The sequence below is a fragment of the Paraburkholderia polaris genome (assembly GCF_012927345.1).
GTDB lineage: Bacteria > Pseudomonadota > Gammaproteobacteria > Burkholderiales > Burkholderiaceae > Paraburkholderia > Paraburkholderia polaris.
In genome coordinates this window covers 1-13,571 of record NZ_JABBGJ010000006.1, presented here as the reverse complement: position 1 = coordinate 13,571, position 13,571 = coordinate 1, and the positions used below count along the sequence as shown (strand labels likewise).

The 13,571-nt window shown below is 63.7% G+C and carries 12 protein-coding genes; 11 read left to right on the top strand and 1 reads right to left on the bottom strand.

Annotation, left to right across the window (positions count from 1 at the left end; translation table 11 throughout):
* The first annotated feature begins 55 nt into the window (after nt 1-55).
* The 10 genes from HHL24_RS06710 (at nt 56) to HHL24_RS06665 (ending at nt 10,917) form a co-directional block, all read left to right on the top strand.
* A complete protein-coding gene (locus HHL24_RS06710; protein ID WP_169484727.1) occupies nt 56-724 on the top strand; it encodes a haloacid dehalogenase type II in 669 nt (222 codons plus the stop codon).
* A gap of 39 nt (nt 725-763) precedes the next feature.
* Nucleotides 764-2,038: an NAD(P)/FAD-dependent oxidoreductase gene (locus tag HHL24_RS06705; RefSeq protein WP_169484726.1), complete on the top strand. Its 1,275-nt coding sequence runs from the start codon at nt 764-766 to the stop codon at nt 2,036-2,038.
* Between the two features lie 68 nt (nt 2,039-2,106).
* Entirely contained in the window at nt 2,107-3,723 is a 1,617-nt protein-coding gene (locus HHL24_RS06700) for an ABC transporter substrate-binding protein (RefSeq protein WP_169484725.1), read from the top strand.
* Nucleotides 3,724-3,918: 195 nt separating this feature from the next.
* The gene (locus tag HHL24_RS06695; RefSeq protein ID WP_169484724.1) at nt 3,919-4,872 is read left to right on the top strand and encodes an ABC transporter permease; all 954 of its coding nucleotides are present in this window, start codon (nt 3,919-3,921) and stop codon (nt 4,870-4,872) included.
* Complete coding sequence (locus HHL24_RS06690) at nt 4,869-5,825, top strand: ABC transporter permease (protein WP_169484723.1); 957 nt, start codon at nt 4,869-4,871, stop codon at nt 5,823-5,825. Before HHL24_RS06695 ends, HHL24_RS06690 begins: the two co-directional genes overlap by 4 nt.
* The gene (locus tag HHL24_RS06685; protein WP_407947486.1) at nt 5,825-7,678 is read left to right on the top strand and encodes an ABC transporter ATP-binding protein; all 1,854 of its coding nucleotides are present in this window, start codon (nt 5,825-5,827) and stop codon (nt 7,676-7,678) included. The genes HHL24_RS06690 and HHL24_RS06685 overlap by 1 nt, the downstream gene beginning before the upstream one ends.
* Nucleotides 7,675-7,989, top strand: coding sequence for a (2Fe-2S)-binding protein (locus HHL24_RS06680; RefSeq protein WP_169484721.1), 315 nt, complete (start codon nt 7,675-7,677; stop codon nt 7,987-7,989). The genes HHL24_RS06685 and HHL24_RS06680 overlap by 4 nt, the downstream gene beginning before the upstream one ends.
* Nucleotides 7,974-9,344: an FAD/NAD(P)-dependent oxidoreductase gene (locus HHL24_RS06675; RefSeq protein WP_169484720.1), complete on the top strand. Its 1,371-nt coding sequence runs from the start codon at nt 7,974-7,976 to the stop codon at nt 9,342-9,344. Before HHL24_RS06680 ends, HHL24_RS06675 begins: the two co-directional genes overlap by 16 nt.
* Nucleotides 9,341-10,510 (top strand): NAD(P)/FAD-dependent oxidoreductase, encoded by a 1,170-nt coding sequence (locus tag HHL24_RS06670; protein WP_169484719.1) that lies wholly within the window; start codon nt 9,341-9,343, stop codon nt 10,508-10,510. Before HHL24_RS06675 ends, HHL24_RS06670 begins: the two co-directional genes overlap by 4 nt.
* Complete coding sequence (locus tag HHL24_RS06665) at nt 10,507-10,917, top strand: helix-turn-helix domain-containing protein (RefSeq protein WP_169484718.1); 411 nt, start codon at nt 10,507-10,509, stop codon at nt 10,915-10,917. Before HHL24_RS06670 ends, HHL24_RS06665 begins: the two co-directional genes overlap by 4 nt.
* Here HHL24_RS06665 and prpR read toward each other — a convergent pair.
* Entirely contained in the window at nt 10,874-12,844 is a 1,971-nt protein-coding gene (gene prpR, locus HHL24_RS06660) for a propionate catabolism operon regulatory protein PrpR (protein ID WP_169484717.1), read from the bottom strand. The two genes, HHL24_RS06665 and prpR, sit on opposite strands and share 44 nt — an antisense overlap.
* 290 nt (nt 12,845-13,134) lie before the next feature.
* Here prpR and HHL24_RS06655 point away from each other — a divergent pair.
* The coding region (locus HHL24_RS06655) for a citrate/2-methylcitrate synthase (RefSeq protein WP_329606592.1) at nt 13,135-13,571 on the top strand (437 nt) is incomplete at its 3' end.

Genomic DNA, 13,571 nt, shown 5'->3' with positions numbered 1-13,571 from the left:
CCCTGTTTTCGCCACTGAACTCGCCGCGAGTTCATCACAACGATAGGACTGCACCATGATCGAATTCGAACCGAAATACATCACCTTTGACTGCTACGGCACGCTCACGAAGTTCCGTATGGCCGACATGACCCGCGAAATGTTCGGCCACCTGCTGAACGCCGAAGACCTGGAAAAGCTCGTCGCGTTCTACGCGGGCTATCGCCGCGACGAAGTGCTCGGCGCATGGAAGCCGTATCGCGACGTGGTGGTCAACGCATTGCGCCGCGCCTGCAAGCGCATGAACGTCGCGTTCGATGAAAAGGAAGCCGAGAAGATATACCTGGCTGTGCCGACCTGGGGTCCGCATCCGGACGTGCCGGAAGGCCTCTCGCGTCTGGCGAAGAAGTACAAGCTGGTGATCCTGTCGAACGCGTCGAACAACCAGATCCAGAGCAACGTCGACAAGCTCGGCGCGCCGTTCCACGCAGTCTTCACCGCGGAGCAGGCGCAGTCGTACAAGCCGCGCATGCAAGGCTTCGAATACATGTTCGACCAGCTGAACTGCAATCCGGAAGACGTGCTGCACGTGTCGTCGAGCTTGCGCTACGACCTGATGACCGCACACGACCTGGGCATCAAGCACAAGGCCTTCGTCAATCGCGGCCACGAACCGTCGACGCCGTACTACCAGTACTACGAAGTCAACGACCTTCCGCAGCTGGCCGCGGAACTCGGCCTGTAAGCGTCGATTGCCCCATTGCCCATCTCAAGGACAGACCGGATGAAGCTCGATTCCTATTGGCTCGATACCGCACCGGCGCTCGTTTCGGCGTGTGAAGGTCCGGTCGAGGGCCAGGCCGATGTCGCCGTGATCGGTGGTGGCTTCACCGGCCTGTCGGCGGCGCAGGCGTTGGGCAAGCGCGGCGCCTTGGTGACGGTGCTCGACGCGGGGCGCATTGGCGGCGGCGCGTCCGGGCGCAACGGCGGGCAGGTCAATACCGGCGTCGCGCAGGATTTCGTCGCGCTGGTTGCGCAACTGGGTGTGGAGCGTGCGAGCGCCTGCTACCGCGCGTTTTCGGATGCGGTCGACACGGTCGAGCGTCTGATTCGCGAGGAAAACATCGACTGCAATTACAGCGCGACCGGCAAGCTGAAGCTGGCGTCGAAACCGCATCACTTCGCGCATCTGGAAAAGACGGCGGAATTGATCCGACGAGAAGTCGATACGGATATCGAACTAATCGGGCGTGAGCGGATTCGCAGCGAAATCCAGTCGGACAGTTTTTACGGCGGATTGCTGCAACGGCACGGCGGCCAGATGCATATGGGCAAGTTCACGGTCGGACTCGCCGATGCCGCGGTTCGTCGCGGCGCGAAGCTGTATGAAAACGCGGCGGTCACGGCGATCGCGAAGGACGGCAGTGGCTTCAAGGTCACCACCGCACGCGGTGAAGTGCGCGCGAAGCAGGTGTTGATCGCCACCGGCCCGTCGCGGCACGGTCCGTTCGGCTGGTATCGGCGTCGTCTCGCACCGGTGGGTTCGTTCATCGTCGTGACGGAGCCGCTATCGCCGGAACTGCTGGCACAGGTGTTTCCGAACCGCCGTGCGTACACGACCACGCGCCTGATGCACAACTACTTCCGCGTGACGCCCGATTCACGTTTGCTGTTCGGTGGCCGTGCGCGCTTCACGGCGTCTGAGCGGCCGTCGGACGCGAAGAGCGGAAGGATTCTGCAGCAAGGTCTCGCCGCGATGTTTCCGATGCTGGCTAACGCGCGCATCGACTATTGCTGGGGCGGTCTCGTGGATATGACCGCCGACCGTCTGCCGCATGCCGGGCAACACGACGGGATTTACTTCTCGCTGGGTTACAGCGGCCACGGCACGCAGATGTCGACGCACATGGGCCAGGTGATGGCCGACGTGATGGACGGCCACGAAGAGCGCAATCCGTGGCGCGAGTCCGAGTGGCCCGCGATTCCAGGCCACACCGGCAAACCCTGGTTCCTGCCGCTGGTGGGGACGTACTACCGCATCAAAGACATTTTTTATTGATTTCTCATTGTTGTATTTGCCATTAAAAAACCACGCAGCTATCCCTGTCACCCTCGCGGAGAAGTTCGATGAATAAGGAAAACTCGCAATATGACGCTCTTCAACTCGGCACCGGGTTGGAGCGATTGACGTCAAAAGGCGCGTCGCGGCGCGGCGTGCTGCGCGCGATGGCCGCTGCCGGCATGATGTCGGTGACGGGCGCCGGCCTGTTGAGCGCGAGCGGTGCGGCTTTTGCGCAGGCGAAGCCGAAGCAGGGCGGCAAGATCCGGGTGGCGACGCAGTCCGCATCGGCCGCCGACACGCTCGATCCGGCCAAGGGCGCGCTCGGGACGGACTATGTCCGCGGCTTCATGTTCTACAACTGCCTGACCGAACTCGATTCGCATCTCGGCGCGAAGATGGCGCTCGCCACCTCGCTGGACACGAAGGATGCGACGGTGTGGGTCGTCAAGCTGCGCACCGGCGTGCAGTTCCACGACGGCAAGGCGCTCACGCCGGCGGACGTCGTGTATTCGATCATGCGGCACAAGGATCCGGCGACGGCATCGAAGGCGAAGACGCTTGCCGATCAGATCAAGGATGTGAAGGCGACGGGCCCGAACGAAGTGACGATCACGCTGGACGGTCCGAATGCCGATCTGCCGGTGATTCTCGCCACCTCGCATTTCCAGATCATCAAGGACGGCACCAAGGATTTCAAAACAGCGATCGGCACCGGCCCGTTCAAGGTCAAGGAATTCTCGCCGGGTGTGCGTACGGTCGGCGTGAAGAACGCGAATTACTGGAAGCCGGGCCTGCCGCACCTCGACGAAGTCGAATTGATTGGCATCGGCGACGAATCCGCGCGCGTGAACGCACTGCTCTCGGGCGACGTCCAGTTGATCAACGCGGTAAGCCCGCGCTCGACGAACCAGATCAAGGGCGCCAGCGGTTTCTCGGTGCTGGAGACCAAAACGGGCCAGTACACCGACCTGATTGTTCGCGACGAAGGTGGCATTACCGGCAACGATGATTTTCGTCGAGGCATGATGTACCTGCAGGATCGCGAGCAGATGCGCCGGGCGATCTTCCAGGGTTATGGCGCGATCGGCAACGATCAGCCTATCGATCCGACCAACAAGTATTACCTGGCCGGTTTGCCGCAGCGTACGTTCGATCCGGACAAGGCGAAGTTCCACTTCCAGAAAGCCAAGGTCGGCAGCGCGCCGATCCAGATTTTCGCGTCGCCGGCGGCGGACGGTTCGGTTGAAATGGCGATGTTCCTTCAGCAGGTCGCGCCCCAGGCCGGTCTGAATCTTCAGGTGTCGCGTGTGCCGGCCGACGGCTACTGGTCGAACCACTGGATGAAGCATCCGCTGGGTTTCGGTAACGTCAACGCGCGTCCGAGCGCCGACGTGATTTTCACCCAGTTCTACAAGTCGGACGCACCGTGGAACGAAGCGAACTGGAAGAGCCCGAAGTTCGACCAGTTGCTGTTGGCCGCACGCGGCGAACCGGACGATGCGAAGCGCAAGAAGATCTACGGCGACATGCAGGTGCTGGTGCATGAAACCGGCGGTACCGGCATTCCGATGTTCCAGAGTTCGATCGATGCTCACACGACGAAACTCAAGGGGCTTAGCTCGATTCCGCTGGCTGGCCTGATGGGTTTCATGTTCGCGGAAAACGTCTGGCTGGAAAGCTGAGCGGGCCGTGCCTGAGGCGGCTGCGCCTGGCCGGCCGCGCCTAAGCCGGCCGCGCCTGAACAGCAACGCCTAAGGTGGTCCCGCCTGACCAGCAGTAAGGAAGGATTTCCAGTCTGACGAACTGGAAAGTCACACCCGGCAACACGCACGCCGCGCATCAAGCGGCGTGCGGCTTCAACCTAGGAGCCGACTTCGATGAAAGCACACGTGCAACGACTCATCGCCGCGCGCCTTGGCCTCGCGCTGCTTACGCTGCTGCTGGTCTCGGCGGTCGTGTTCGCCATCACCGGGCTGCTGCCCGGCGATGCCGCTCAACAGGCGCTTGGCCAGGCAGCCACACCCGAAGCCGTCGCGGCATTGCGGCATCAGTTCGGCCTCGACCAGCCGGCGCTGCAACGCTACTTCGAGTGGCTCATTCATATTGTCAGCGGCAACTTCGGCACCTCGCTGTCGAACAATCTGCCGGTCAGCGAGCTGATCGCGACGCGCCTGCCAAATTCGCTGGTGCTGGCGGGTCTGACGTCGCTGGTCTCGGTGCCGGTGGCGTTGTTGATCGGTATTTCGTCGGCAATGTTCCGCGGCTCGCTGCTCGATCGCACGCTCAACGTGCTCACGCTGTCGACGGTGGCTGTGCCGGAGTTTCTGATCGCGACGATCGCCGTGCTGATCTTCGCCGTCAAGCTGCGCTGGCTGCCCGCGCTGTCGTATCTCTCGGAGGTGCATTCGTTCGGCGCACTGCTGCGCATCTACGCGATGCCGGTGATGACGCTGTGCTGCGTGATCGTCGCGCAGATGGCGCGCATGACGCGGGCTGCGGTGCTCGATCAGCTCAATTCGTCGTATGTGGAAATGGCCGTGCTCAAGGGTGCCTCACCCGCGCGCGTGGTGCTGCGGCATGTGTTGCCCAACACCATTGGGCCGATTGCCAATGCAGTGGCATTGAGCCTGTCGTATCTGTTCGGCGGCGTGGTGATCGTGGAGTCGATCTTCAACTATCCCGGCCTTGCGAGCCTGATGGTGGATGCCGTCACCAACCGTGACATGCCGCTTGTGCAGGGCTGCGTGATGGTGTTCTGCGCGGCGTATCTCGCGTTGGTGTTGATCGCCGACCTGTGTCAAATCGTATCCAACCCGAGGCTGCGTCGATGATGAGCCAACCTACCAATCCCCACGTTCCTCATGTTCCCCATGCCGGCACCGAGCTGTACGACATGAGCCAGGATGACCCCACTATCGAGCCGCCGGTCGTCGAAACGGCCGCGCTGAAGCAGGGCGTGTTTAAACGGCTGGTGCATCGCTTCTCCGTGCTCGGCCTGATCGGCTTCGTGCTGGTGGCTTTCTGGCTGATCGTCGCGTTCATTGGACCGCTGGTCGCACCGTATAAAGGCGGCGCGCTGACATCGACGGAGATTTTCGGCCGCTATAGCGCGGCCTATCCGCTCGGCACCGACTATCTCGGCCGCGATATGTTGAGCCGGATTCTCTACGGCGCGCGCTACACGGTCGGCCTTGCGCTGGCTGCCGCCGTGCTTGCCAGTCTGATCGGCACGTTTTTTGGTTTGCTCGCCGCGGTGTCCGGGCGCCTGGTCGATGAAGTCCTGAGCCGTCTGTTCGACGCGCTGATTTCGATTCCGAGCAAGGTGCTCGCGCTGGTTGTCATCGCCGCGTTCGGTTCGTCGATCACGATGCTGACGACTGTCGCCGCTTTAGCCTATATTCCCGGCGCATTCCGTATTTCGCGCTCGCTCGCGGTGAACCTGATGGGCCTCGAATACGTGCAGGTGGCAAGAGCGCGTGGCGAGGGCATCTTCTATATCGCACGAGTCGAAGTGCTGCCGAACATGATTCATCCGATGCTCGCCGATTTCGGTTTGCGCTTCGTGTTCATCGTGCTGCTGCTGAGCGGGCTGAGTTTCCTCGGCCTCGGCGTGCAGCCGCCGAATGCGGATTGGGGTTCGCTCGTGCGCGAGAACATCGGCGGTTTGTCCGAGGGCGCGCCTGCTGTTTTGATGCCGGCCGTCGCGATTGCAACGCTGACTATCGGTATGAATCTGCTGATCGACAACCTGCGGCGTCGTGGCCGTAGCCATGGAGGTGCATGATGGCTGATCGCGCTGATCGGGACATGATTGAAGTGAAGGGTCTGCGGGTTGTCGCGGGTGCGGCGCCGGGGCCGGTTATCGAGATCGTCAAGGGCGTCGATTTTTCGGTGAAGAAGGGCGAGGTGCTGGCGCTGATCGGCGAGTCCGGGTCGGGCAAGACGACCATTGCGTTGTCGTTGCTCGGTTATGCGCGGGCGGGTTGTTCGATCAGCGGCGGTTCGATTCGTATCGGCGATGTGGAGGTGCTGTCGCTCGATGCGAAAGGCCGTCGCGGGTTGCGCGCACGGACTGTTGCTTATGTCGCGCAGAGTGCGGCGGCGGGTTTCAATCCCGCGCGCACGATCATGGATCAGGTCACCGAGCCGGCCTTGCTGCATCACTTGATGTCCGCCGAAGCGGCGCGCACGAAAGCGATCGGCCTGTTCCGCGCGCTGGCGCTGCCCGCGCCGGAGACGATCGGCGATCGTTATCCGCATCAGGTATCCGGTGGCCAGTTGCAGCGCTTGATGGCCGCGATGGCGTTGATCACCGATCCTGCTGTCGTCGTGTTCGACGAGCCGACCACCGCGCTCGATGTCACGACGCAGATCGAAGTGCTCGCGGCCTTCAAGAAAGTGGTCCGTGAACTCGGCACAACCGCCGTGTACGTGTCGCACGATCTGGCGGTGGTCGCGCAGATGGCGGACCGCATCGTCGTGCTGAATGGCGGCGCGGTGAAGGAAAACGGCGCGGTCGCGCAAGTGCTCGATGCGCCTGTGGATGCCTACACGCGTCAGTTGCTCGCCGCCACACGCCGTCCGGAAGTGGAGCTGGAGACGCCGCAGCAGGTCGGCAAGCACATCCCGCCGCTGCTCGAAATCCGCGGTCTCTCGGCGGGCTATGGCCGGGTCGATCGCTTCGGCGCACCCGCTGTGCGTGTGCTCGACGACGTCAGTTTGTCGATCCCGCGCGGCAGCACGCTCGGCGTGATCGGCGAATCCGGTTCGGGGAAGACGACGCTCGCGCGCGTGGTGGCGGGCCTCGTTGACCGCGCGCGTGGCGAGGTGTTCTTCAACGGTGAGCTGTTACCGGCCCAACTGTCGCGCCGCACGCCGGAGCAGTACCGGCAGATCCAGATCGTGTTCCAGAACGCCGACACGGCGCTGAATCCGAGCCATTCGATCGCCGATATCCTGGGCCGCCCGCTCGCGTTCTATCACCATCTGGGTGGCTCGGCTGCGAAGAAACGCATGCTGGAACTGCTCGATCTGGTGCAACTGCCCGCCTCGATTGCCACGCGCACGCCTGCCGGACTCTCCGGCGGCCAGAAGCAACGCGTGAATCTGGCACGCGCGCTCGCCGCCAATCCCGCATTGATCCTGTGCGACGAAGTGACCTCCGCGCTCGATACGGTGGTCGGCGCGGCGATCCTCGACCTGCTCGCCGAATTGCGCCGCGAACTCGGCGTGTCGTACATGTTCATCAGCCACGACATCTCGACCGTGCGCGCCATTTGCGACGAAGTGATCGTGCTGTACGCGGGGCACCGCGTGGAAGCCGGGCAGCGCGACGTGCTCGCGGCGCCGCCCTATCACCCGTACACGGGCTTGCTGGTCGACTCGGTGCCTGCTTTGAAACCCGGCTGGCTCGACGCACGCCGCGTGATCGGTTGTGCCGCGCTGCCGGTGATGGGCGAGAGCGCCGATATTCCCGAGTTGTGCTCGTTCCGCGCGCGCTGCCCGGTTCGCATCGACGGGATGTGCAATATGACGCCGCCGTCCATGAAGAAACTGCCTTCGGGCGCGGAGATTCTTTGCCATCATCCGGCCGCCGAATTGAACCGCTTGCAGACCGCGGAGGCGACCCCGGCATGAACGGACGATTTGTGCGGCTCGCGGAGACGGGCCGCAAGACCTTTCCTATTACCGTGGACGGCGTCGTGCGCGAAGCTGCCGAGGGCGACACGCTGATGGTCGCCTTGCTGACCGGCGTGAGCGGGTTGCGCGATTCCGAATTCGGCGATGGCCGCCGTGCCGGTTTCTGCCTGATGGGCGCGTGCCAGGATTGCTGGGTCTGGACGGCGCAAGGCGAACGCATGCGGGCGTGCAGTACGCCCGCGGCGCCTGGCATGTCGATCGTGACGAAGCTGGCCGAAGCCGGGGAGGGTGTATGGCCCCGCGTGTAGTGATCATCGGCACTGGGCCGGCGGGCGTGCGCGCCGCGCAGGCGCTGGTCGAGGCCGGGCTGCGGCCGACCGTCATCGATGAAGGACGGCGTGACGGGGGCCAGATTTATCGGCGGCAACCGGAAGGTTTTTCGCGCAGCTACGCGACCTTGTACGGCACCGAAGCCGAGCGCGCTGCTTCGCTGCATCAGCGCTTCGATGCGCTGAAGGGCAAGATCGATTATCTGCCCGAGACGCTAGTCTGGAATATCTCGCCGAACACCGTGCATCTGGCGAGCGGCACGCGCTACCAGACGCTGACGTTCGATTCCCTGATTGTTTGCAGCGGCGCGACGGACCGGCTGATGCCGGTCAAGGGCTGGCACCAGGCCGGCACCTATAGCCTCGGCGGCGCGCAGGTTGCGCTGAAATCGCAGGGCTGCGCGATCGGCTCGCGCATCGTGATGATGGGCAGCGGTCCGCTGCTGTATCTCGTGGCCGCGCAATACGTGAAGGCGGGCGCGCAGGTGGCGGCGGTGCTCGATACGTCGACGTTCGTGCAGCGTGTGGCTGCGCTGCCTCGTTTGCTGGCGATCCCGGCCGCGCTCAAAAAGGGGATTGCGTTGACGCGCGTGCTGTCAAAGGCGCGCGTGCCGGTTCATCGCGGCGTGCAGCCGTTGGAAATCAAAGGCTCGCCGCAAGACGGCGTAAGCGGCGTCGAGGTTGCATTGCCTGGCGGCAAGCGACTCGAATTCACATGCGATGCGGTCGCACTCGGTTATCACCTGCGTCCCGAGACGCAGCTTGCGGACCTCGCGGGGTGTCGCTTCCTGTTCGACGACAACACGCAGCAGTGGCTTCCGCAAATCGACGACGATGGCCGTAGCAGTATCAAGGGCGTCTACCTGGCGGGCGATGGCGCAAGAGTGCGCGGTGCGGACGCAGCCGAACGTTCGGGCCGTCTCGCGGCTTTGGCGGCATTGCATGATCACGGCGTGCCGGTCGAAGGCGCCGAGCAGTTGCGCGCGGAACTCGCACGTTTCACGCGCTTCGCCGCGGGTCTGCGGGAAGCCTTTCCGTGGCCAGCGAAATTCGCTGCGTCCCTGCCGGATGAAACGATCGTCTGCCGTTGTGAAGCGATTACAGCCGGTGAACTACGCCGTGTCGTGCACGCGACGGGCGCCCAGGAAGCCAATCGCGCGAAGGCCTTTTCGCGCGTCGGCATGGGCCGCTGCCAGGGGCGCTATTGCGGCCACGCCGGCGCGGAAATCATCGCGGCGGCGGCTTCGGTGCCGTTGTCCTCGGTCGGACGGCTGCGCGGCCAGGCGCCCGTCAAACCGCTGCCCGTGGCGCTTACCGAAGAGGTGGCCGAATGAGCGCGACGACTGCAAACGAAGCCGATGTCATCGTGATCGGCGGCGGCATCATGGGGACGACGACCGCATTTTTCCTGCGTCAGCGTAGCCGGTCGGTGATCCTGCTCGAACGTGGGCTCACGGGGCAGCAGGCGAGCGGCGTGAACTTCGGCGGCATCCGCCGGCAGGGCCGCGCGCTGCCGCAACTCGAAATGGCGAACCGCGCACTGCGGACATGGCAGCGCTCGAAGGAACTGCTCGGCGAGGACATCGAGTTTCTGGCGTCGGGCCACACGCGCGTGTGCTACCACCAGAAGGACGTGGAGAATTTCGATCAATATGCGATCGACGCCCGCGCTTATGGTCTCGACCTCAACGTGCTGCACGGCGACGCGATGTTCCAACGCTTTCCGTTTCTCGGGCGCGAGGTGCTGGCGGCATCGATTTCGCCACTCGACGGTCACGCCAATCCGCGTCTCGCTGCCCCCGCGTTTGGGCGTGCGGCCGCGCGGCTCGGCGCCCAGGTGGTCGAGAATACCGAGATTGTGCGTGTCGAAAAAGACGGTGAGCGGTTTCGCGTGGAGAGCGCACGCGGCGACGTGTATTGGGCCGCGCAACTGGTGATCTGCGCGGGCGCCTGGGCAAGCCGTCTCACCGAACAGTTCGGCGAACCCGTTCCGTTGACCACGAGCGGACCACAGATGGCCGTGACCGAGCCGGTGCCGTATGTGTTCAAGTCGTCGATGGGTGTGTTCACATCGATCAAGGAAGAGAGTATCTATTTCCGCCAGATTCCACGCGGCAATATTATTCTCGGCGGCGGTCCCGGTGGGCCGGCGGATGCCGTGACGTGCCGCGCATCAGTCCTGCCGCGCAACACCGTGCGGCAAGTCGCGCAGTTGCGGCGGCTCGTGCCCGCGATGGCGCCACTGCATGTGATTCGCGTGTGGAGTGGCGTGGAAAGCTATCTGCCCGACGGCGAACCGGTGATCGGTCCGAGCAGCAAGGTCGACGGTCTTTACTACGCGTTTGGTTTCTGCGGCTCGGGTTTCCAGATCGGTCCGGGCGTCGGCGAGACGCTGGCCGAGCTCGTCGATACGGGTAGTACGGCCATTCCCCTCGACGTGTTTTCCGTCACCCGGTTCGCGAAGCAAGCCGCGCCCCGCTCGACCATCGCGACGCCATGAAACAGTCCATCAGCCTCAATGCCGCCCGGGCGTTTATCGAAGCCCATTTCGACGAGCCGGTGACGCTCGCGCAACTCGCCGCGCTGTCCGCGCTCAGCGTGTCGCGCTTCGCCACGGTGTTTCGCCAGCAGTACGGTTCGTCGCCGTATCGCTATCTGTGCGGGTTGCGGATTCAGCGGGCGCAAACCTTGTTGCTCGAAGGTGTGCCGGGATCGGTCGTCGCCACGGAGGTGGGATTTTTCGATCAAAGCCATTTCGGACGGCATTTCAAACGATGCTGCGGGATGACGCCCAGCATGTTCATCGCACGCGCCGGAGCGAATGCGGCGAAGAATGCCGTGAAGCACGGCGGCGTGGTTCAGGCTAGTCCGCCGCGTTCAGCTTCCGCCATAACGTCGTCTTGCTGATGCCGAGCGCCTGGCAAACCGCATCGCGATCGCCGTCGCATGCGGCGAGCGCGGCGCGGATTTCGTCTGCTTCCACATGACGGCTACGCTCGCGTAATGTTAGTGCGGCTTTCTTCGAGCGCGCTTGGGGCTGCTCGAAGATTTCAGGCGCGACGGTGCGCAGTACCTCACGCGTAAAGACGGTTTCTACCGCGCCGTTGGGGTGCGTGCCCACGTCCGCATCAGCCAGTTCCACCGCAATCCGTTCGATCACGTTCTGCAATTCCCGCACGTTGCCCGGCCACGTGTAACGCTTTAACGGCTCACTGAGATTTGCGAGGACGCGCCGGGCCGCATCTGCATCGGGCAGGCGAGCCGCCAGTCTCGGCTCACGCGCCGCCGCCTGCAGCAGCAGTTCGACCGCAAGTGGCAGCAGATCGGTTGGCCGCTCCCGCAGCGGCGGCAGGGCGATGCTCAGAATGTTGAGGCGGTAGTACAGGTCCGCACGGAAGCTGCCCGCCTCGATGCCCTCGGTCAACGCGCGATGCGTTGCCGCGACGACCCGGATGTCCACGCGCGTCGGCTCCGTCGAACCGAGCCGCACGACTTCGCGCTCCTGCAGCACGCGTAACAGACGACTCTGCAACGACAGTGGCATCTCGGCGATCTCATCGAGAAATAGCGTGCCGCGGTGCGCCACTTCGATGAGCCCCGCCTTGCCGCCTTTGCGCGCGCCGGTGAACGCGCCTTCCTCATAACCGAACAATTCGCTCTCGAGCAATGCCTCAGGAAACGCGCCGCAATTCATGGCGACGAAGGCGAAGTCGCGCCGCGCGCTCAGCTGATGCATGCTCTGCGCGACCATCTCCTTGCCGGTGCCGCTTTCGCCGAGAATCAGCACGGTGGCGTCCGATTTGGCATAGCGCTGCACGAGCGTGCGGACCCGTTCGATCGAATCGGCCGCGCCGACGATATCGCCAAGCTGGTAACGCGCGCTGAACTGCTGCACGCGCTGCCGGGAGCGCAAGGTGCGGTCGAGCCGTTCGACCGCGCGTGATTCCTGAAACGTCAGCACGGTGCCTGCCGCTGAGCCGCTGCTCGCCAGCGGCCCGCGATGCACGACGTAGCTCGCGCCACGCACCGTGCAGAACGTGTCGCCGTCCGAGTCGGGCAAGCTGCCTGCGAGATCGGGCGCGAGGTCGAGCAGCGCGCGGCCCACTGCAAGTGCTGCGTCGATGCCGAGCACGCTGGCAAGGCGCTGGTTCATCGCTTCGACGCGCCCTTGCGCATCGAGCGCGACGACGCCGTCGCGCAGGTGCTGCAGCAGATTGTCGAGCCGTTGACGGCGAACCGTTTCGCGGCGGGTGGCCTGCGCGACTTCGAGTGCGGTATCGAATGCGGCACGTACCGACGCACGTGAGTACAGAAACACCGCGCCCATGCCGGCATTCGCCGCGAGATCGGTGACGAGCCCCGGGCCGACCACGACGTCGATGCCGCGATCGCGCAGATCGAGAACGACGCTCTCCGCATCTTGCGCCGATTGATAGGAAGCGAACGTCACGTCGATGCCGTACGCGGCGGTGAAGCGGCGCACTTCGTCAGGCGTGTCGCCGTGCGTGACGAGCGCGACCTTCGCGCCGTCGCGCCGCGCTCGCGCGAGTGCGTGCATGACATCGAAACCGGTTGGGTTGATCAGCACAACCGGTACGCCGACGCGCGTTTTCAGATACGCACCGTTGGAGCCACCAGCGATGACGACATCCGGACGCCCGGTGCCAACCATGTCAACCTCATGCACGGCGTCTTCGAAGCCGTGCGAGACGATGCGCAGATCGGCGCGTTCGACGTACTCGCCGGCAATGTCGAAGAACAGATCGCGCAGCCGGCTGATACTGACGGCCCAGATGCGGGGGCGCTGCGCGGGATCGAAGGGAGGCGTGCTCACGGCGGAAGGCTCGTTGTCTGAAGAAAGCGGCGGGAAGGATGAGAAGGCCGCCTATTATGCACCCGTCGCTTTCGAATTTGAAATTCACGATTTCACTTATGAAACCGGATGGCAATGTGGCCAGGAGACGATTTTTTGTTAAATCAGGCACTTAGCGGCTCGCGTTCCGCCTGGCCCATTCTTTGCGTTATTAGCCTCCGTTTTCACCGGTCACCGCATTGAAACCCTGAAAGACAAGCTCGGCGCGCTGATTGCCGCCCGAACGCAACCCCGCAGTTGGAGACGAAATTATGAGTGAAGCCGATAACAGCACGCCGAATGCAGGCGCCTTCAAACCGAAGAAATCCGTCGCCCTGTCCGGCGTGACGGCTGGCAATACGGCGCTATGCACGGTTGGCAAGACCGGCAACGATCTGCACTACCGCGGTTACGACATTCTCGACATCGCCGGTGCGTGTGAATTCGAAGAAATCGCGTATCTGCTGGTCCACGAAAAGCTGCCGACGCAAGCCGAGCTGACCGCCTACAAGACCAAACTCAAGGCGCTGCGCGGCCTGCCCGCGAACGTCAAAGCCGCGCTGGAATGGATTCCGGCCGCCGCTCACCCGATGGACGTGATGCGCACCGGCGTGTCGGTGCTCGGCACCGTATTGCCTGAGAAAGACGACCACAACCTGCCAGGCGCGCGCGACATCGCCGACAAGCTGATGGCCTCGCTCGGTTCGAT